General features: G+C 60.1%; 21 protein-coding genes. 10 read left to right on the top strand and 11 right to left on the bottom strand.

What is annotated here, in order from left to right:
* Positions 1-33: 33 nt before the first annotated feature.
* From AB7M29_RS31095 to AB7M29_RS31050, 10 genes are all read left to right on the top strand, one after another.
* The gene (locus tag AB7M29_RS31095; protein ID WP_454248667.1) at positions 34-696 is read left to right on the top strand and encodes a riboflavin synthase; all 663 of its coding nucleotides are present in this window, start codon (positions 34-36) and stop codon (positions 694-696) included.
* Positions 697-727: 31 nt separating this feature from the next.
* On the top strand, positions 728-1,819 hold the full coding sequence (ribBA, locus tag AB7M29_RS31090; RefSeq protein ID WP_052967077.1) for a bifunctional 3,4-dihydroxy-2-butanone-4-phosphate synthase/GTP cyclohydrolase II: 1,092 nt from the start codon (positions 728-730) through the stop codon (positions 1,817-1,819).
* Positions 1,820-1,910: 91 nt separating this feature from the next.
* Positions 1,911-2,387 carry a 6,7-dimethyl-8-ribityllumazine synthase gene (ribH, locus tag AB7M29_RS31085; protein WP_003228649.1) on the top strand — a complete coding sequence of 159 codons (477 nt, stop codon included), beginning with the start codon at positions 1,911-1,913 and terminating at the stop codon, positions 2,385-2,387.
* Positions 2,384-2,884 carry a transcription antitermination factor NusB gene (gene nusB / locus AB7M29_RS31080; RefSeq protein ID WP_038981348.1) on the top strand — a complete coding sequence of 167 codons (501 nt, stop codon included), beginning with the start codon at positions 2,384-2,386 and terminating at the stop codon, positions 2,882-2,884. The genes ribH and nusB overlap by 4 nt, the downstream gene beginning before the upstream one ends.
* A gap of 18 nt (positions 2,885-2,902) precedes the next feature.
* Positions 2,903-3,868 carry a thiamine-phosphate kinase gene (thiL, locus tag AB7M29_RS31075; protein WP_454248666.1) on the top strand — a complete coding sequence of 322 codons (966 nt, stop codon included), beginning with the start codon at positions 2,903-2,905 and terminating at the stop codon, positions 3,866-3,868.
* Positions 3,865-4,368, top strand: a complete 504-nt coding sequence (locus AB7M29_RS31070) for a phosphatidylglycerophosphatase A family protein (protein WP_008073949.1) — start codon at positions 3,865-3,867, stop codon at positions 4,366-4,368. The genes thiL and AB7M29_RS31070 overlap by 4 nt, the downstream gene beginning before the upstream one ends.
* 23 nt (positions 4,369-4,391) lie before the next feature.
* On the top strand, positions 4,392-5,129 hold the full coding sequence (locus AB7M29_RS31065; protein WP_454248665.1) for a substrate-binding periplasmic protein: 738 nt from the start codon (positions 4,392-4,394) through the stop codon (positions 5,127-5,129).
* Positions 5,130-5,363: 234 nt separating this feature from the next.
* Positions 5,364-5,981 carry a GTP cyclohydrolase II gene (gene ribA, locus AB7M29_RS31060; protein ID WP_217858192.1) on the top strand — a complete coding sequence of 206 codons (618 nt, stop codon included), beginning with the start codon at positions 5,364-5,366 and terminating at the stop codon, positions 5,979-5,981.
* On the top strand, positions 5,978-6,397 hold the full coding sequence (locus tag AB7M29_RS31055) for an MFS transporter (RefSeq protein WP_454248664.1): 420 nt from the start codon (positions 5,978-5,980) through the stop codon (positions 6,395-6,397). Before ribA ends, AB7M29_RS31055 begins: the two co-directional genes overlap by 4 nt.
* A complete protein-coding gene (locus tag AB7M29_RS31050) occupies positions 6,397-7,197 on the top strand; it encodes a cobalamin-binding protein (protein ID WP_454248663.1) in 801 nt (266 codons plus the stop codon). The genes AB7M29_RS31055 and AB7M29_RS31050 overlap by 1 nt, the downstream gene beginning before the upstream one ends.
* A 137-nt stretch (positions 7,198-7,334) precedes the next feature.
* Here the strand turns inward: AB7M29_RS31050 and AB7M29_RS31045 are convergent, their stop codons facing one another.
* The 11 genes from AB7M29_RS31045 to AB7M29_RS30995 form a co-directional block, all read right to left on the bottom strand.
* Positions 7,335-9,218, bottom strand: a complete 1,884-nt coding sequence (locus AB7M29_RS31045; protein WP_454248662.1) for a TonB-dependent receptor domain-containing protein — start codon at positions 9,216-9,218, stop codon at positions 7,335-7,337.
* Between the two features lie 168 nt (positions 9,219-9,386).
* Positions 9,387-11,285, bottom strand: a complete 1,899-nt coding sequence (gene dxs, locus AB7M29_RS31040; protein ID WP_217858188.1) for a 1-deoxy-D-xylulose-5-phosphate synthase — start codon at positions 11,283-11,285, stop codon at positions 9,387-9,389.
* A gap of 91 nt (positions 11,286-11,376) precedes the next feature.
* The gene (gene ispA / locus AB7M29_RS31035; protein WP_217858187.1) at positions 11,377-12,264 is read right to left on the bottom strand and encodes a (2E,6E)-farnesyl diphosphate synthase; all 888 of its coding nucleotides are present in this window, start codon (positions 12,262-12,264) and stop codon (positions 11,377-11,379) included.
* Entirely contained in the window at positions 12,261-12,503 is a 243-nt protein-coding gene (locus tag AB7M29_RS31030) for an exodeoxyribonuclease VII small subunit (RefSeq protein ID WP_007894317.1), read from the bottom strand. Before AB7M29_RS31030 ends, ispA begins: the two co-directional genes overlap by 4 nt.
* An 830-nt stretch (positions 12,504-13,333) precedes the next feature.
* On the bottom strand, positions 13,334-14,080 hold the full coding sequence (locus AB7M29_RS31025; protein ID WP_454248661.1) for a S24 family peptidase: 747 nt from the start codon (positions 14,078-14,080) through the stop codon (positions 13,334-13,336).
* Positions 14,081-14,317: 237 nt separating this feature from the next.
* Positions 14,318-14,845: an inorganic diphosphatase gene (ppa, locus tag AB7M29_RS31020; RefSeq protein ID WP_007894323.1), complete on the bottom strand. Its 528-nt coding sequence runs from the start codon at positions 14,843-14,845 to the stop codon at positions 14,318-14,320.
* A 113-nt stretch (positions 14,846-14,958) separates the two neighbouring features.
* Positions 14,959-15,771 carry a M90 family metallopeptidase gene (locus tag AB7M29_RS31015; RefSeq protein ID WP_217858177.1) on the bottom strand — a complete coding sequence of 271 codons (813 nt, stop codon included), beginning with the start codon at positions 15,769-15,771 and terminating at the stop codon, positions 14,959-14,961.
* Positions 15,772-15,777: 6 nt separating this feature from the next.
* Positions 15,778-16,434 (bottom strand): DedA family protein, encoded by a 657-nt coding sequence (locus AB7M29_RS31010; protein ID WP_217858176.1) that lies wholly within the window; start codon positions 16,432-16,434, stop codon positions 15,778-15,780.
* Positions 16,435-16,798: 364 nt separating this feature from the next.
* A complete protein-coding gene (locus AB7M29_RS31005; RefSeq protein WP_052967090.1) occupies positions 16,799-17,260 on the bottom strand; it encodes a GNAT family N-acetyltransferase in 462 nt (153 codons plus the stop codon).
* 112 nt (positions 17,261-17,372) lie between these two features.
* A complete protein-coding gene (eutC, locus tag AB7M29_RS31000; protein WP_217858175.1) occupies positions 17,373-18,197 on the bottom strand; it encodes an ethanolamine ammonia-lyase subunit EutC in 825 nt (274 codons plus the stop codon).
* A gap of 8 nt (positions 18,198-18,205) precedes the next feature.
* Complete coding sequence (locus AB7M29_RS30995; protein WP_454248660.1) at positions 18,206-19,600, bottom strand: ethanolamine ammonia-lyase subunit EutB; 1,395 nt, start codon at positions 19,598-19,600, stop codon at positions 18,206-18,208.
* Positions 19,601-19,639 lie beyond the last annotated feature (39 nt).

Here is a 19,639-nt window from a genome sequence, read left to right as displayed (position 1 = left end):
TCTAGCGCTGGCTCTGTTCTCGAGGAGGACTCCATGTTTACCGGCATCATCGAATCCATCGGCAGTATTCGCGCATTGACCCCAAAAGGCGGAGATGTGCGGGTTTACGTAGAAACCGGCAAGCTCGACCTGAGCGATGTAAAGCTGGGCGACAGCATTGCCGTCAATGGCGTGTGCCTGACGGCGGTTGAACTGCCGGGCAATGGCTTTGCGGCGGACGTCAGTCGCGAAACCCTCGACTGCACCGCAATGAATGACCTCAAAAGCGGCAGCCCGGTCAACCTGGAAAAAGCCCTGACCCCGACCACCCGCCTCGGTGGGCATCTGGTCAGCGGTCACGTCGATGGCGTGGGCGAAGTGGTTGCCCGCACGGAAAATGCCCGCGCCGTGGAATTTCGCATCCGTGCCCCGAAAGACCTGGCCAAGTACATTGCCCATAAAGGCTCGATCACCGTCGACGGCACCAGCCTGACCGTGAACGCAGTCGATGGCGCCGAATTCTTGCTGACCATCATTCCGCACACCCTGAGTGAAACCATCATGGCGTCGTACCAGCCTGGTCGCCGGGTGAATCTGGAAGTCGACTTGCTGGCACGTTATCTGGAGCGCCTGTTGTTGGGCGATAAGGCCGCAGAGCCGACGTCTGGAAACATCACCGAAAGCTTTCTGGCCCAAAACGGCTACCTCAAATCCTGAAGCTCAAATTTCGAAAGAAGGGGGGTGCCTTGTGGCGCTCAATAGCATCGAAGAACTGGTTGAAGACATCCGCCAAGGCAAGATGGTCATCCTCATGGATGACGAAGACCGCGAGAACGAAGGCGACCTGATCATGGCGGCCGAGTGCTGCCAGCCTGAACACATCAACTTCATGGCCAAGCACGCCCGTGGCCTGATCTGCATGCCGATGAGCCGCGAGCGCTGCGAACTGCTCAAGCTGCCGTTGATGGCGCCACGCAACGGTTCCGGTTTCGGCACCAAGTTCACCGTGTCCATCGAAGCCGCCGAAGGCGTTACCACCGGTATCTCCGCAGCCGACCGTGCGCGCACCGTGCAAGCCGCTGCCGCCAAAGACGCCAAGGCTGAAGACATCGTCAGCCCCGGCCACATCTTCCCGCTGATGGCCCAGGCCGGCGGTACGTTGGCCCGCGCCGGCCACACCGAAGCTGCCTGCGACCTGGCGCGCATGGCCGGTTTCGAGCCGAGCGGTGTGATCTGCGAAGTGATGAACGACGACGGCACCATGTCCCGTCGCGCTGAACTCGAAGCGTTTGCCGCCGAACACAACATCAAGATCGGCACCATTGCCGACTTGATTCACTACCGGATGATCCATGAACGTACCGTTCAGCGGATTGCCGAGCAGCCGCTGGACAGCGAATTGGGCCAGTTCAACCTGGTGACCTATCGTGATTCGGTAGAAGGCGACGTGCACATGGCCCTGACCCTGGGCACCGTGTGCGCCGAAGAGCCGACGCTGGTCCGGGTGCACAACATGGACCCGCTGCGTGACCTGTTGATGGTCAAGCAACCGGGCCGCTGGAGCCTGCGCGCCGCCATGGCTGCGGTTGCCGAGGCTGGCAGCGGCGTGGTGCTGTTGCTCGGTCACCCGCTCGATGGTGACGTGTTGCTGGCGCACATTCGCGAAACCGCCGACCACACCGCGGTGAAAAAACCGACCACCTACAGCATCGTCGGTGCCGGTTCGCAGATCCTTCGGGATCTGGGCGTGCGTAAAATGCGCCTGATGAGCGCGCCGATGAAATTTAATGCGATATCCGGTTTCGATCTGGAAGTTGTAGAATACGTGCCCTCCGAATAATGACCGGCAATTTGCGGGCCTGTATTCGCGGTTAACACATCACTGAGGGACGCGTAGAAAACGCGTCCCGGCTCTTTAAGAGATCTAACGAATGACCCTGAAGACCATCGAAGGTACCTTCATCGCCCCTAAAGGCCGCTACGCTTTGGTAGTGGGCCGTTTCAACAGCTTCGTGGTTGAAAGCCTGGTCAGCGGTGCAGTTGATGCCCTGGTTCGCCATGGCGTGAGCGAAAGCGACATCACCATCATCCGTGCGCCTGGCGCCTTCGAAATCCCGCTGGTTGCGCAGAAAGTCGCTCAGAAAGGCGAGTTCGCGGCAATCATCGCCCTGGGCGCAGTCATTCGTGGCGGTACTCCGCACTTCGAATACGTGGCGGGCGAATGCACCAAGGGCCTGGCCCAGGTGTCCATGGAGTTCGGCGTACCGGTCGCTTTCGGCGTACTGACCGTTGATTCCATCGAACAAGCCATCGAACGTTCCGGCACCAAGGCCGGTAACAAAGGTGCTGAAGCTGCCCTGTCCGCTCTGGAAATGGTCAGCCTGCTGGCGCAGTTGGAGGCCAAGTGATTAGCGACGATAGCGATCGTTTCAACCCGCGCGATCCAAAGCCTGCGGATGCCGGCAAGCCATCGAAAAGCGTCAAGCGTCGCGAAGCCCGTCAGCTCGCGACTCAGGCGCTGTACCAATGGCATATGGCCAAGCAGTCGCTGAACGAGATCGAAGCGCAGTTTCGGGTCGATAACGATTTCAGCGATGTCGACGGCGCCTACTTCCGTGAAATCCTGCATGGGGTTCCGGCTCAAAAGGACCGGATCGACGCCGCACTGGCGCCATGCCTGGACATCACCATCGAAGAGCTGGACCCGGTTGAACTGGCGGTTCTGCGCCTGTCTACCTGGGAGCTGCTCGAGCGCGTTGATGTGCCGTACCGCGTTGTGATCAACGAAGGTATCGAACTGGCCAAGGTCTTTGGTTCCACCGACGGCCACAAGTTCGTCAACGGTGTGCTCGACAAGCTAGCCCCGCGTCTGCGTGAAGCTGAAGTGAAGGCGTTCAAGCGCTAACCAGCGCTTGAATTTGCGATGGGCGAGTTTGAGCTGATCCGCAATTTCTTCGCCGCCGCGCCTTGTGCGCAGGGCGGCGAAGGCGTTGCTCTGGGGATCGGCGACGACTGCGCCTTGCTGGCTGTTCCCCCAGGGGAGCAGTTGGCAATTTCCACTGACACGCTCGTGGCCGGTGTGCATTTCGCAGACCCCTGCGATTCGTTTCTGCTCGGTCAGCGCTCGCTGGCTGTGGCTGTCAGTGATCTGGCCGCCATGGGCGCCACCCCCATTGCCTTTACCCTTGCCCTGACTTTGCCGACGGTGACCACCGATTGGCTGGAAGCCTTCGCCCGTGGTTTGAACCTCATGGCGCAACATTGCGGTGTGGCGCTGGTGGGTGGCGATACCACCCGCGGGCCGCTGAGCCTGACCATGACCGTATTCGGTCGGGTGCCGGCCGGTCTGGCGTTGACCCGCAGCGGCGCACAGCCGGGCGATTTGCTCTGCGTGGGCGGAGAGCTGGGTAACGGCGCGGGCGCGTTGCCGCTGGTGCTCGGCCAGCGGATGGCTGACGCGGCCATCGCTGATCCGTTGCGTGCCCATTACTGGTCGCCGCAACCGCAGCTGGGTCTGGGCATGGCGTTGCGCGGCAGAGCCACAGCGACGCTGGACATCTCCGACGGCCTGCTCGCCGACTGCGGGCACATTGCCCTGGCATCGAAAGTCGGGATTCAGGTAGAGCGCAGTAAGCTGCCATTGTCGAAGGCGCTGCTGGCCTTCCTCGGTCAGTCTGGCGCTGAGCAAGCCGCCCTGAGCGGCGGTGACGATTACGTGCTGGCCTTCACCTTGCCGCCCGCCGAGTTGCCATCGTTGCTGGCGGACGGCTGGCCAATCCACGTGCTTGGGCGAGTTGTAGCGGGGCAGGGCGTGACACTGCTGGACGCCGACGGACACGACATCATCCCGCCAATCCGGGGTTATCAACATTTTCGGGAGACACCGTGACAGATCATCCCAAACAGGTCCCGGCGGAGTTCGTACCGCCGTCGGTCTGGCGCAACCCTTGGCATTTCCTGGCGTTCGGCTTCGGCTCGGGCACCCTGCCAAAAGCGCCGGGCACCTGGGGTTCGTTAGTGGCGTTACCCTTCATTCCGTTGTGGCAGATGCTGCCCGACTGGGGCTACTGGCTGATGCTCGGCATCACCATGCTGTTCGGCTTCTGGCTGTGCGGCAAGGTCGCCGATGATTTGCGCGTGCACGATCACGAAGGCATCGTCTGGGACGAAATGGTCGGGATGTGGATCACCCTGTGGCTGGTGCCGGAAGGTTGGTATTGGTTGCTGGCGGGGTTCCTGATGTTCCGCTTCTTCGACATCCTCAAGCCTTGGCCGATTCACTGGATCGACCGGCATGTGCACGGTGGCGTCGGGATCATGCTCGACGACGTGCTGGCCGGCGTGTTTGCGTGGTTGGCGATGCAAGGGCTGGTGTGGTTTTTCGTCTGAGGCGTCAAGTGAGAGAGCTGAGGATGGCGCAACGCGGGTTGCTGCTGATGGTTTTCGCAGTGTTTTGCTCCCTCGCCCGGGCGGAGGATGCACCGACGATGCCATCGGTGATTCATCTGGCCAGCGAAGCCTGGGAAGACTACACCGCCGCCGATGGTCAGGGTTTGGGCTGGGACGTGTTGCGCAAAGTGTTCGAGCCGGCGGGCGTGAAACTGGATATTCGAACCGAGCCGTATACGCGCGCCATAGGCCTGGCGCAGCGTGGCGAAGTGGACGCTTGTGTCGGTTCTTATCGGGAGGAGGCGAGCGACCTGCTTTATCCTCGCTGGAATTTCGATACCGATCATATCTACGCATTGGGCTTGGCCAGCAATCCGGCGCCGACCCTGGATACCTTGGGCATCTACCGATTGGCCTGGGTACGCGGCTACAAATACCAGTCGTATCTGCCCAATGTGCAGCGCTATAACGAAGTCATACGGCGTACAGGTATTTTGTCGATGCTGACTCACAATCGCGCCGACTACTACATCGATGCGCTGACCGAAGTCGATTACGTCGTTAGCCGAGCCAAGGACCCGTCGCAGTTTCGTCGCACGCATATTGCGGAATTGCCGCTTTACCTGTGCTTCGCCGATACACCTCGGGCTCGCACGTTGATGGCGCTGTTCGATCAGCGTATGGAAGTGCTGGTAAAAAACGGCCAGCTGAAACCGATTTTCGCAAAGTGGAAACAGCCGTACCCGTTTGGCACAGACTGAATACGGTCAATGTGGGAGCGGGCTTGCTCGCGAAAGCGATATATCAGGCTACTCATATGTTGAATGTGAGTCCGCTTTCGCGAGCAAGCCCGCTCCCACAGGGTCGTTGGCTTGGTCTCTTGATCAAACATTTTGATCGTTATGCCCCATAATTCAGCCTAAGCGTCTGCAGGAACGTGCTGTTACAATGCCGCCTCTGCGAATCTTCAGTACATATAGATCAGGAGCACACCGGTGCCTGTCGTTTTTGTCGCCGCTTCCAAGCTGCCAACGCCTTTTGCGCAATTCACCATGCATGGCTTTCTCGATGAAGAGAACGGGCGCGAGCACGTAGTACTGAGCCTGGGTGAGTTCGCCGATGGTGCTCCGGTACTCGGCCGGTTGCACTCCGAATGCCTGACGGGTGATGCCTTGTTCAGCCAGCGCTGCGACTGCGGTTCGCAACTCGAGGCCGCCTTGCAGGCGATCGCCCGTGAAGGCCGTGGCGTGTTGCTCTACTTGCGTCAGGAAGGTCGCGGCATTGGTCTGCTGAACAAGATCCGCGCCTATGAATTGCAGGATGGCGGTGCCGACACCGTTGAAGCCAACGAGCGTCTGGGTTTCGCCGCCGACCAGCGCGACTACGCTATGTGCCTGCCGATGCTGGAGCACCTGGGCGTGAAGGCCCTGCGTCTGATGACCAACAACCCACGCAAGGTCAAAGCCTTGACCGACATGGGCATCGTGGTTGCCGAGCGCGTGCCGTTGCACACCGGGCACAACCCGCACAACAAACTCTACCTGGCGACCAAGGCCAGCAAGCTCGACCATATGATGGGCAACGAACATCAGGGCGAGGTTGACCGGGCGTGACCCGCGGTCAGGTACGGCGGCGACTCTCCGTCAACTGGTGGCAATACCTGGCGCTGGCCTTGGTGCCGCTGTTCGTGATCAATGGTGTATTCGGTCAAAGCGAGGCGATTCTGCCGGTGCTGGCCATGCCATTGTTCATCGCCGGTGTGGCCTCGATGTTTGTCAGCCTGAAGTTCTTTGGCGGCTACAAGCACGCACTGATCGGCACCCAGAAAGCCCTCGACACCCCTGAAGAACCCGATGCCTGGATCGCCCTGGCCGCAAAACGCCGCACAGCGTTTCTGGCTGCCGGCCTGCCCGCCTGGATCGGTGCGCTGGCGGTATTCGTCGGTCTTGAAGCCGTTCCATTGGTGCTGCTGGCGCTGTCGACCACGGTGCTGTTCTATCTCTACCGTATCCCGCGTCAACTCGGCTGATGCGCAGTGTCTGGCTGGCGGTGTTGCTGCTGGCCGTCAGCGGCTCGGCGACTGCGGTCGAGCGGGTTGTCAGTCTGGCGCCGTCGCTTTCTGAAATTGTCGTTGAGCTGAACTCGGCTGACCTTTTGGTCGGTGTGCTGGATGCCGGCGAACGTCCCGCTGAACTCAAGGACATTCCTTCCGTTGGCAGCTACGGCCAGTTGGACATGGAACGACTGCTCAGCCTCAAACCCGATCTGTTGCTGCTCTGGCCGGGCAGTGTGGGGCCGGCCCAGCGTGAGCAGCTCAAGCGGCTGAACATTCCCACCTTTGTCGCCGAACCCCACAACCTCGAACAACTTACCGCCCAGATTGAAGTGATCGCTACGCAACTCGGCAGAGCGGAGCGTGGCGTTTCATTGGCCGAAAATCTGCGTCAACGACTCGATTCCCTGCGCCAGCGCTATCGAAGGGACGAGCCCTTACGGGTGTTTTACCAAGTCTGGGACCGGCCGCTGTACACCGTGGGCGGTGGGCAGATTATCAGCGATGCGCTGGAGGTGTGCGGGGCGCGCAATGTGTTTGCCGACCTGACGCAGCCTGCACCGCAGATCAGTGTGGAGGCGGTGTTGCAGCGCAATCCCGAGGTGATCCTGGCCAGTGACCAGGCGCAGCTCGATGCTTGGAAAGCCTGGCCTCAGGTGACGGCGGTGGCGCTGGGGCAATTGCTGCTGGTGACGGACAAAGGCCTGGAGCGGCCGAGTGGGCAGATGATCGAAGCGACTGCCAAGTTGTGCCGAGTGATCGCGCCGGACCGTTGAGACCGAGGTGTCTGCTTCGCGAGCAAGCCCGCTCCCACAATGATCTGTGTCATGCACAAAATGTATGTCTGCACGCGATTAACTGTGGGAGCGGGCTTGCTCGCGAAGAGGCCAGATCAAACACAGCAAGTTTCAGCTTAGAGCTCCGGCGTCCAGGTCACCCCGAACATCCACGCCCGGCCTTCCTCGCGATACCCATACTGACTGCCGTCATGGCTGTACAACGTCCGGCTGTAGCCTTTGTCCAGCAGGTTATCGACCTTCAATTCCAGCTTGATCTCGCGATTCAGCGCCCAACTGCTACGCAACCCCAACAACGCATACCCGCCCAATGGCTGCTGGTTGTTTTCGTCGTCATAACTGCTGCTCACCGCTTGCCAACTGGCGCCGAGGCCGAGCTGATCAAACTGCCGATCAAGGTCCAGGCTCAAAGTCCGCCGTGCACGACGGGCCAGGGTGTGGCCACTGTCGCGATCCCGTGGGTCGATGATCGCTACGCCGAGGTTGCTCTGCCAGCCGAACAGCTCTTGTTTCAAAGCCGCTTCAAAACCGTTGATCCGCGCCGAAGCGACGTTCGCCGGGCGGTTGTTGCTGCCGAAAATAATCGCGTCTTCCAGATCGGTGCGGTACAGCGAGGCTTCCAGGCGACTGTTCTGCGTCAGCTGACTGCGCCATTGCAGCTCATAACTTTTCGAGGTTTCGGGCTTCAAGTCCGGGTTGCTGAAATCCGGGTAGTACAGGTCGTTGAAGGTCGGCGCGCGGAAGCCTTCGCTGTAGGTGAACAGCACATCGTTGTCCGGGTTCAGCGGCAGGGTGAACGTGCCGCTCCAGCTGTTCTGGCTGCCGAACTGCTGGTTCTGGTCGCGACGCAGGCCCAGTTCGGTAGAGAAACTGTCGGCCTGATAGCGATGCTGGATAAACGCTGCGCGGTTCCAGCGGCTGTCTTCGTCGAACGCTGTGCTGCTGTTGATTCTGTCTTCGTACCAGTCGCCGCCGAGGATCAGGCTGTTGCGCTCATCCACGGTCAGGTCGTTCTGCCAGTTCACCGAATCGCGATAGGTATTGAACACGCTGCGCTCGTCGCTGAGCTTGTCGAGTGTCTTCTCACGGTTTTCGCTGTGGCCGAGCTCGACGCGGGCTTTCCACCGGTCATTGATCCGCGCGTCGACGTAACTGCTGACGCTGCTCACAGAAAACTCGCTGTAGGGCTGCTGCTGGACCGATTCGAAGGTGTTCATGTCGAAGCGGCCGAACGGGTTGTCGAATGCGCTTTTGCCCTGATTATCCTGTAGATTGGCGCCGACTTCGATGTCGTCGGTGAGGGCGTGACTCAGGCTTAAACTGACCGACTTATTGCGGTATTCATCGTGATCGCCGTCGCTAGGATAGGACTCATGGGTGCGATTGATGCCTGCCGTTTCATCAAGGCTGGTACCGAGATTGAAGCGGGTCTGCGCGTCGCCGCCGGACAATCCGAGGCTGCGCTCCCAGGTCTGGTTGCTGCCAACCCCAACGTGCATGCGTGGTTGCAGGCCTTGTTCGTCGCCACGGCGGGTGAAGATCTGGATCACCCCGCCAATCGCATCGCTGCCGTAAATTACCGAGCGCGAACCACGCAGCACTTCCACGCGCTCGACCTGTTCGATGTTGATGTGCTGCAGGTTGCTGTCGCCGGAGGTCGAGTTGCCGATGCGCTGGCCGTCGACCAGCACCAGACTTTGCGCCGACTTGGTACCGCGAATGTAGACCCCCGGCAGACTGCCGCGCCCGCCGGTTTGCCCGACCTGTACGCCCGGTACGCGGCGCAGCAAGTCAGTGACGTTGCTCGGTTGCAGACGATCGATGTCGTCGCGGGTGAACACCGTGTTGGCAGCGCTGCTGTTGTTGCGCGCTTCGACCTGACGGTTGGCGCTGATCAGCACGTCCGGCAGTTTCAGGGCCTGGTCGCGTTCGAAGGTGTCGGCCAAAAGTTGGCCGGCCGGCAGGAGGGTCAGTGCCAGGGCGAGGCGGGGGAGTTTCATGGGCAGTCCGTTGGCGCTTTAAAGCGAATACATTTTTGAAGGTTGCACAAACCAATGTGGGAGCGGGCTTGCTCGCGAATGCGGTGTGTCAGTCAACATTGATACCGACTGATACACCACATTCGCGAGCAAGCCCGCTCCCACAGGGTTTTGCATGTAGCTAGAGGATTAGATGTTCAGCAGCTGCAGGCGTTGACGCACCGCTTCTTCGATCCCAACCTCATCCAGCCCACACTCCGCCAGCATTTGCGCAGGCTTGGCGTGTTCGACGTAGATGTCCGGCAAGCCCAGGTGCAGCACCGACTTGAGGATGTTTTCGCGGGCGAGGAACTCGCTGACCGCGCCACCGGCACCGCCCATGATGGCGTTCTCTTCGATGGTCACCAGCAACTCGTGGCTGCCGGCGATTTCGCGAACCAGTGCTTCGTCGAGCGGTTTGACGAAACGCATGTCGACCACCGTCGCATCCAGCTTCTCGGCGACTTTCAGTGCCTCGGCCAATTGCACGCCGAACACCAGCAGGGCGACTTTGCTGCCCTGACGGCGGACGACACCCTTGCCGATTTCAATCGGTTCGAGGTCTTTCGCGATCGGCGCATTCGGGCCGGTGCCGCGCGGATAGCGCACCGCCGCCGGGCCGTTGTACAGGTGGCCGGTGCTGAGCATTTTGCGCAGTTCGTTTTCGTCGCTCGGGGTCATCACCAGCATGCCGGGGATGCAGCGCAGGAACGACAGGTCGAAGCTACCCGCGTGCGTCGGGCCGTCTTCGCCCACCAGGCCCGCGCGGTCGATGGCGAACAGCACGTCGAGGTTTTGCACCGCCACATCATGCACAAGCTGGTCGTAAGCGCGCTGCAGGAAGGTCGAATAGATCGCCACCACCGGTTTGGCGCCTTCGCAGGCCATGCCGGCCGCGAGGGTCACGGCGTGTTGCTCGGCAATCGCCACGTCGAAATAGCGTTCCGGGAAGCGCTCGCTGAACGCCACCAGATCGGAGCCTTCCTTCATCGCCGGGGTAATCCCGACCAGACGCGGATCGACTGCGGCCATGTCGCACAGCCATTCACCGAACACACCGGAATACTTCGGCCCGCCGGCTTTCTTCGGCGCGGTGGCCGGAGCATCCACAGGTTCGAGTTTGGTGATGGCGTGGTAACCGATCGGGTCGACTTCCGCCGGGGCGAAGCCTTTGCCTTTCTTGGTGACCACGTGCAGGAATTGCGGGCCTTTCAGATCGCGCATGTTGCGCAGGGTGGCGATCAGGGTCGGCAGGTCGTGGCCATCGATCGGGCCGATATAGTTCCAGCCCAGCTCTTCGAACAGCGTGCCGGGGACCAGCATGCCTTTGGCATATTCTTCGGTACGACGGGCGATTTCCCAGGCGCCAGGCAGGCGCGACAGGACCTTTTTGCTGCCTTCGCGCATGCTCGCGTAAGTGCGGCTGGAAAGGATTTTCGCCAGATAGTTCGACAGCCCGCCGACGTTGCGCGAGATCGACATGTCGTTGTCGTTGAGGATCACCAGCATGTTGGCGTCCACTTCCGGCGCGTGGTTCAGCGCCTCGAAGGCCATGCCCGCGGTCAGTGCGCCGTCGCCGATCACCGCGATCGCCTTGCGATCACTGTGTTGCAGGCGGGCGGCAATTGCCATACCCAGCGCAGCGCTGATCGAGGTGCTGGAGTGGCCGACGCCAAAGGTGTCGTACTCGCTCTCGGAACGACGCGGGAAGGCGGCAACGCCGTCCTTCTGGCGCAGGGTGCCCATGCGCTCGCGACGGCCAGTGAGGATTTTGTGCGGGTAGGCCTGATGACCCACGTCCCACACCAGCCGGTCGTCCGGGGTGTCGAAGACGTAATGCAACGCGATGGTCAGCTCGATGACGCCCAGGCCGGCACCGAAATGCCCACCGGTCTGACCGACCGTGTAGAGCAATTCCAGGCGCAATTCATCGGCCAGGGTTTCCAGCTCGGCTTCGCCTAACCGGCGCAGGCCGTCCGGCGTGTTGGCACGGTCGAGCAGGGGCGTGGTCGGGCGCTTGCGGGGAATCTCATGAAACGTCGTGGGCATCAGGCGAATCGTTATAGGTATAAAAGATGCGGCAGTTTACCTGATGCATCGCCCCCTGCCCACGCGTTGGTTTTTTTTGGCGGATACGCCGTCAGCTGCGGCGATCGACGATGTACCGGGCCAGATCGCGCAATGGCTCGGCCGCCGCGTCAAACGGTCGCAGCGCATGCAGGGCCTGGTCGCGCAGTTCCAGGGCGTAGGCCTTGGCCGCATCAAGACCGAGCAGGGCCGGGTAGGTCGGCTTGTCCCGGGCGATATCGGCGCCCTGGCGTTTGCCGAGGGTTTCTGTGTCACTTTCGACGTCAAGAATGTCGTCTTGGACCTGAAATGCCAGGCCAATGGCCTGTGCATAACTCTGCAGGGACTTCAGTTCGTCCTTCGCGGCATGACCGCTGGCCAGGGCGCCGAGCTTGACGCTGACTTCGATCAACGCGCCAGTCTTGTGCCGATGCATGTATTCAAGGGCTTTTTGATCGAGCTTCAGGCCCACTGAGCCGAGATCGATGGCTTGCCCGCCGACCATGCCCGCCGGGCCTGCCGCCAACGCCAGGGCGCTGACCATCTGCAGACGGGTGTCGGCGTCGCAACTGCTCAGGCGCGGGTCGAGCAGGGCGCTGAAGGCCAGGCTCTGCAAACCGTCACCGGCGAGGATTGCACAGGCTTCATCGAATTTTTTATGCGTAGTCGGCTGGCCGCGACGCAGATCGTCGTCGTCCATGGCCGGCAAATCATCGTGCACCAGCGAATAGGCGTGGATCAGCTCCACCGCACAGGCCGCGCCGTTGGCTTGCTCGGCCTTGCCGCCCAGCGCTTCACATGCGGCATAAGCCAGCAACGGGCGCACACGCTTGCCGCCGTTCATCACGCTGTAGCGCATGGCTTCGTAGAGGCGGGCGAGTTCAGGGCTCGGAGGGCTGAACAGGGTTTCCAGTGCAGCATTGACGCGAGCCTGGCTGGTCGCCGAATACGCCGCAATCATTCTGGCTGATCCGCGTCGAAGGGTTCCTCGGCCAGCTCACCATCACGCTCGAGCAGCACTTGAACCTTCTGCTCGGCCTGAGCCAGCGCCGCCTGGCAATCGCGGGTCAGACCGATGCCCTGCTCGAAAGCGGTCAGCGAGTCTTCCAGCGACAATTCGCCGTTCTCCAGACGCTCCACCAGCGTTTGCAGGTCAGCGAGAGATTGTTCGAAATCCAGTGCAGCTTTTTTGCGGGCCATGGCGGCTATTTCCGGTTGACGTTAAACCGGCGCGACACTAGCAGACATAGGGGTTATGGGCAAATGAGCGGGGCGTTTCGGCCAATGAGTTTTGGGAGTCAATGCAACCTCTGTGGCGAGGGGGGGCTTGCCCCCGTTGGGGTGCGAAGCGACCCCTAAACCAGACGACGTGTTTCTTCAGGCAAACCGCATTTAGCAATTTGCGACTGCTTCGCAGCCGAACGGGGCGATGCAGCGTTCCGACAAGCCCCCCTCGCCACAGGACTGCGTCGATCATGATTAATGTGTTGAGTCATCGGGATAGTTGAACTGGGATGAGCCGATTAAAAATGTTATTCGGCTCACCGGCCAGCCATCGACAGGGTGTCGCCCCACGTCCGGGTGCGACTGAATTGCGCAATATCGCGGTCTGGGCTCGACCCCATTTGCAATGGGCTGCCGGTCAAAGCATATTCAGGATTTATTTTCAGGCATTAAAAAGCCGGCTTGTGGCCGGCTTCTCGGGGACTGGCTTGGTTTATTTTTGGTAAACCGCGCCAGCCTTCAAAACGTACACCCGGATCTTGCGTCCGGCTGTGGGACTTGGCGAGAAAGTCATCTGCCTTGTCGGTGCGATCTGAGCCTGAAGAAGGGTCGATGCGCAAATGTGGGGCGCAGCATACTGATTTTTTTGAGAAATTCCCAGCTTGGCATGCGGGGTAGGGCGATTGCGCTCAGGTGTAGCAGCTGCCGAACCCACAGTGAATGGTTTGCGACTGCTGCGCAGTCGAACGGGGCGATGCGGCGTTCCGACAAGCTCCCTCGCCACAGTGGATCACAGGGTTGCGTGCTTACAGGAAGGGCACGGAAGGTCTGCGTTTATTGAGCGTCGACCACCAGAAAACCCACCCCAATACCCTGATGTTTTGCTTGTCGATCTGCTCGGCACTGAAGATCTCGTCTGGATACTCGGCTTTGTTATAGCTGCGCAATCGCAGCGCATTCCCCGGCATTCGATGCAGGTATTTGATCCGCAACATCCCGTCGTGCTCGATCGCATAAATCTCTCCATCAATTACCTGAGTCAGTCCGCGGTCGATCGCAAGCGTCGAACCGTCTTCTATCTTGTCGCCCATGCTGTTGCCGATCATTTGGGTACAAATAGCGTCGGCGTGGTTGATTTCCAGGGAGTCCAGATGGCTGCGGGGCAGGCGGATGGATTGGCTGGGGTCTTTGACGACGTGGGTTTTGTTGGAGCCCGGGGCGGTGGCTGTTTCTTTGTAGAAGGGCAGCTCAACGTCGATGGGCTCGATCACCGTGTAGATGCCGCGAATGGCTTGGGCGTCGAAGGTGTTGCCGGCCTCGTCGAGTACGCGCAGACGAGAGGACTCTTTCGGGCCTTCGCCGGTTTTCAGCCAGTCGCTGTTTACAGACAGTAGTCTGGCGACCTCTTCCATGCGGTAGGCGGGCACACCGCGGGTGTACCAGTTATGGATATTTTGCGCTTCCGTGTCGAAGAAAGCGGCAAATCCTGTGGTTGTGATTTTCGCTGCTTCAAGGAGCGCTTTAAACCGTGGGCCGCTAGTGTTCTTTTTCATAAACACGAGTTTACTGGCGCAGGATGGGGGTTTGAATAAACGACCTGTTCAAATTTCGAGGGAAATTTAAGACTGGATGTAAGACGCTTTTAGTGGAATTTAAACAGGCAAAAACCAGAGCCAATAAGCGTTCCACGTACCGTTAAAGGTGAGTGTCTGAGCGGAGCGCCCACAAAAAACCCCGGATCAACCGGGGTTCTTCTTCAAACGTCGCAGCTAGAAGCTTACTGCGGCTTCTCAGCCTTTATAGGCAGCAACCGACTTGGTGATCGCGTCGCGGGCGGCATCTGCGCCGGCCCAGCCTTCGATCTTCACCCATTTGCCTTTTTCGAGATCTTTGTAGTTCGCGAAGAAGTGCTCGATCTGCTGAATCAGCAGCGCAGGCAAATCGGTGTATTCCTTCACATCGACGTACAGCTGGGACAGCTTGTCGTGTGGAACCGCGATCACTTTGGCATCGCCGCCGCCGTCGTCGGTCATGTTCAGGATGCCGACTGGACGCGCGCGGATTACCGAACCTGGAGCAACAGGGTAAGGGGTCACGACCAGCACGTCGAGGGGATCACCGTCGTCGGCCAGGGTGTTCGGGATGTAACCGTAGTTGGCCGGGTAGAACATCGGGGTGGCCATGAAACGGTCAACGAACAGGCAGTCGCTGTCTTTGTCGATTTCGTATTTGATCGGCGCGTGGTTGGCCGGGATCTCGATCGCGACGTAGATGTCGTTCGGCAGGTCTTTGCCAGCCGGAATCTTGCTGTAGCTCATTGGGCGGTGCCCCCGTTAGTTGACCAAAAACACTTGGCCGGATTGACCAAAAAGTGGCGGCGATTATAGGCATATTCCGCCTTCGACGCTATGGACCAGAGGTCGTGTAGACCTTAGTCGTGTGCCTGATAGACCGGATCTTCGGCCTGAAGTTGCCGCAACCTGCTCAAAGGATCCTGACGATAAAACAGCTTCAGCTGCTCATAGACCTGTGGATAAGCCTTGTGCAGCAAATCCGGGGCGCTAAAGAAGTATTCGCTGGTGACCGCGAAGAACTCGGCGGGGTTTTCCGCTGCGTACGGGTCGATGGCGGTCTGCGCGTCAGGGTTGCGGTCCAGTTGCCGGTCGAGGTCGTCATAGGCTTCTTGCATGACCTTGGCCCAGTCGCTGACGCGCATATCGGCATGCAGCGGTGGCAGGCCATTGGCGTCGCCGTTGAGCATGTCGAGTTTGTGCGCGAGTTCGTGGATGACCAGGTTGTAGCCTTCCCAGCCACCGCTGGCCATTACGCCGGGCCAGGCGAGGATGATCGGGCCTTGCTGCCACGCTTCGCCGCTGTGTTCGCCGTCCCATTCGTGTTCAACGCCGCTGGCATCGCGATGGCGCTGGGGGCTGAGGAAATCGTCGGGGTAGAGGATGATTTCGTGAAAGCCCTGATACCAGTTCAGATCGCCCAGATGCAGCAGCGGCAATTGGGCCTGGGCGGCGAGTAGCAGGCGTTGTTCCTGGTGAAGCTCGACGCCGGGCAGGGCGGTCAGGTGCTTGTCTTGCAGGAACAGCACGCAGGCTTTGCGCAGCCACTGGTCTTCGGCTGCGCTGAGGCCATCGAGAAAGCTCAGGTGATGGCGCACCCGTTGCCACATGTCGTCGGCAATCGGATGCCTGGCCAGGGTGCGCTGGCGTCGCCAGGCGCTAAGGGACCACATCGTGAGTCAGCGGGGTTCGGCTTTGGACGCGGCATGACCGAGGCGGCTGCGGATCACGCCGATGATCATCGGTAGCAGCGACAGGATGATGATGCCCAGCACTAGCAGCGACAGGTTCTGCTTGATGAACGGTACGTTACCGAAGAAATAGCCGAGGGTGACCAGACCGCCCACCCAGAGAATGGTGCCGAGGATGCTGAAGGCAAAGAAACGCGGATAAGGCATTTTGCCAACGCCGGCGACGAACGGGGCAAAGGTGCGGATGATTGGCAGGAAGCGCGCCAGGGTCACGGTCTTGCCGCCGTGTTTGTCGTAGAAGTCATGGGTTTGTTGCAGGTAGTCGCGGCGGAAAATTTTCGAGTTCGGGTTGCTGAACAGCCGTTCGCCAACGGTTCGGCCAATCAGGTAGTTGGTGCTATCGCCGAGAATCGCCGCCAGCATCAGCAGACCGCCCAGCAGCACCGGGTCCATGCCGCCACCGGCCGCCACGGCGCCCGCAATGAAAAGCAGAGAATCGCCTGGCAGGAATGGCATCACCACCAGACCGGTTTCGCAGAAGATCACCAGAAACAGAATGGCGTAAATCCATGCCCCGTAGTTGGTCACCAGCAAGTCGAGGTAAACATCGAGATGCAGGATAAGGTCGATAGGGTTGAAATCCATGGAAAGCACCTGTGGTGATGGCCCGACTCTGCAGGCCTGTGCGGATGGCTTCGCGTAAGACTACAGCTAAGTGTGATTTTTCTTACGAGCCGGAAGAATGGGCATTATACGGGGTGACAAGTGAAAAACGCGTCGAGTTTGTAGCGGGGAATGTCGATGGCTCGATCAGAGGTATTTTGCCCTTGCGCATTACCTCGTGGCGAGGGGGCTCGCCCCCGTTGGGTTGCGAAGCGACCCCTGACCAGACGGCGCGTTTCTTCAGGCATACCGAATTCAGCAATTTGCGACTGCTGCGCAGCCGAACGGGGCGATCCGGCGTTCCGACAAGCCCCCTCACCACAAAAGCCCGCAGCTTCAAGCTGTGTTACAGCTCCTCACTGATCGGCAACACGTAGTTCTTGAACTCGGTGTCTTCCTTGAACCCGATGGATTCGTAGGTTTTCTGCGCGACGTCGTTATTGCTGCTGGTGGAAACACGCATGCGCACGGCATTGGTTTCCTTGGCCATTTTTTTCGCGGTGCGGATCAGGTTGTCGGCCACCAACTGGCGGCGGGCGTCTTCGGCGACGTAGATGTCGTTGAGGATCCACACGCGTTTAAGCGAAAGAGACGAAAAGCTGGGGTACAACTGACAAAAACCCATCAGTTTTTTGTCGTCGTCATCGGCCAGGGCCAGGTAGATCACCGATTCCTTGCGCCGCAGGCGTTTCTCGAGGAACGCCCGGGACGAGTCCGGATACGGCAGGGAACCGTAAAACTCACGATATTTGACGAACAACGGGGTCAGCAGGTCGAGGTGTTCGAGGGTCGCTTGAATAATCCGCATGGTAGGTCTCGTCTTCAAGTGGCTGTCTTACGTGGTGACGGCGACGGGAAACCCTGGCGGCCGTGCATCGATCCTGCCTGAAACCTGAATAGAAACGCAATGCGGAAACGGTTCAGGTATCCGACGGGCTCAGTAGAAAATTACCTTTCATATCTGCACCAATGTCCGACTCCAGCGTCTGAACCTGGGCTTCGTCCTTCAGACTGACCCCTGATAACTGCCGCCGACAGGCTTCGCGCATCAAATACAGCAAACGGTGTGCCGCCATGCCGTAACTCAAGCCTTCGAGCCGAACATTCGAGATGCAGTTGCGATAGGCATCTGTCAGTCCGACTTTGGGATTATAGGTGAAATACAACCCCAGGCTGTCTGGCGAGCTCAAGCCGGGGCGTTCGCCGATCAATATGACCACCATCTTCGCGCCCAGCAGCTCGCCGATCTCGTCGGCCACCGCGACTCGGCCCTGTTCCACCAGAATCACCGGCGACAGGGACCAACCCTCAGCGGCTGTCTGTTCTTCCATGCGCGCCAGAAACGGTAAGGTGTGGCGATGAACGGCCAATGCCGAGAGGCCATCGGCCACCACAACGGCCAAATCGATCCCGCCAGGATGGCTCAGCGCGTAGTCGCGCAGGGTCTGCGCCGACTGATCACTCAGCTTGCGCCCCAAATCGGGGCGCTGCAGATAGCTGTTCCGGTCCGTGGCGGCGCTGTGCAGCAGCAAACTCTCACGTCCACGCTCGGCCAGTTGCGAACTGAGCCCCATGTGATCGAATGGCAGGTGCACCGCATCCCGGGCCTGTGCATGGGCGTACTGAAAATCCAGCTGCGCGCTGGTCGGCATGCTGGTGCCTGTACGACCGAGGGCAATACGTGCCGGGGTCAGGCGACGCAGTTCCAGCAATGGGTTTTGCGGATCGACAGGTGGTTTATCCATCTCAATACTCATCCCAGTTGCGCCATGGCCTGACGGAAGGCCGGCGGCAGGTTGTCGCCGAAGTGAATTTTGCCGTCTGCCTGGGTGAAGATGCCCATGTTCGCCAGCCACTGTTCAAACTCCGGCGCCGGTTTCAGGCCCAAGGTTTTCCGGGCGTAGAGGGCGTCGTGGAACGATGTGGTCTGGTAATTGAGCATGATGTCGTCGGAACCGGGAATGCCCATGATGAAGTTGATCCCGGCCACGCCCAGCAGGGTCAGCAGGGTGTCCATGTCGTCCTGATCGGCCTCGGCGTGATTGGTGTAACAGATGTCGCAACCCATGGGCACGCCCAGCAGCTTGCCGCAGAAGTGGTCTTCGAGACCGGCGCGGATGATCTGTTTGCCGTTGTAGAGGTATTCCGGGCCGATGAAGCCTACGACGGTGTTCACCAGAAACGGTTTGAAATGGCGTGCCACGGCGTAGGCGCGGGTTTCGCAGGTCTGTTGATCGATGCCGTGGTGGGCGTTGGCCGACAAGGCGCTGCCCTGGCCGGTCTCGAAATACATCAGATTCTGGCCCAACGTGCCGCGATTCAGGCTCAAGCCCGCGTCATAGCCTTCCTGCAAGACGTTGAGGTTGATGCCGAAACTGGCGTTGGCCGCTTCCGTGCCGGCGATCGACTGGAACACCAGGTCCAGCGGAACGCCGCGATTCACCGCCTCGATGGAGGTAGTGACGTGGGTCAGCACGCAGGCCTGTGTCGGAATTTCGTAGCGCTGGATGATCGCATCAAGCATTTCCAGCATGGCGCAGATCGACGCAATGCTGTCGGTGGCCGGGTTGATGCCGATCATTGCGTCACCGTTGCCGTACAGCAGACCGTCGAGAATGCTCGCGGCGATGCCGGCCGGTTCGTCGGTGGGGTGATTGGGTTGCAGGCGTGTCGAGAGCCGGCCGCGCAGGCCCAGAGTGCCGCGAAATTTCGTGACCACGCGGATTTTTTGCGCCACCAGCACCAGGTCCTGCACGCGCATGATCTTTGACACGGCCGCAGCCATTTCCGGGGTCAGGCCCGGAGCGAGGGCGCGCAGGCTCTGTTCGTCGGCGGCGTCGCTGAGCAGCCAGTCGCGAAAACCGCCAACCGTGAGGTGGCTGACCGCTTTAAAAGCCTGTTTATCGTGAGTGTCGATGATTAGTCGGGTGACTTCATCGGCCTCGTAAGGAATCAGTACTTCCTGCAGGAAGTGAGTCAGCGGGATGTCAGCCAGGGCCATCTGTGCAGCCACTCGCTCGCCATCGTTGAGGGCGGCAACGCCGGCCAGAAAGTCCCCGGAGCGCGCCGGGCTGGCTTTGGCCATGACGTCCTTGAGGCTGTCGAAGCGGTAGGTCTGGGCGCCGACCGTGTGAGCAAAACTCGCCATACAGATTCTCCGTGACGGCGCAGACAGGGCCTGCGCCGT

It is taken from the genome of Pseudomonas sp. F-14 TE3623 (genome assembly GCF_053629015.1).
The sequence above is the reverse complement of the archived record's forward strand: the minus strand, read 5'-3'. Positions and strand labels throughout refer to the sequence as shown.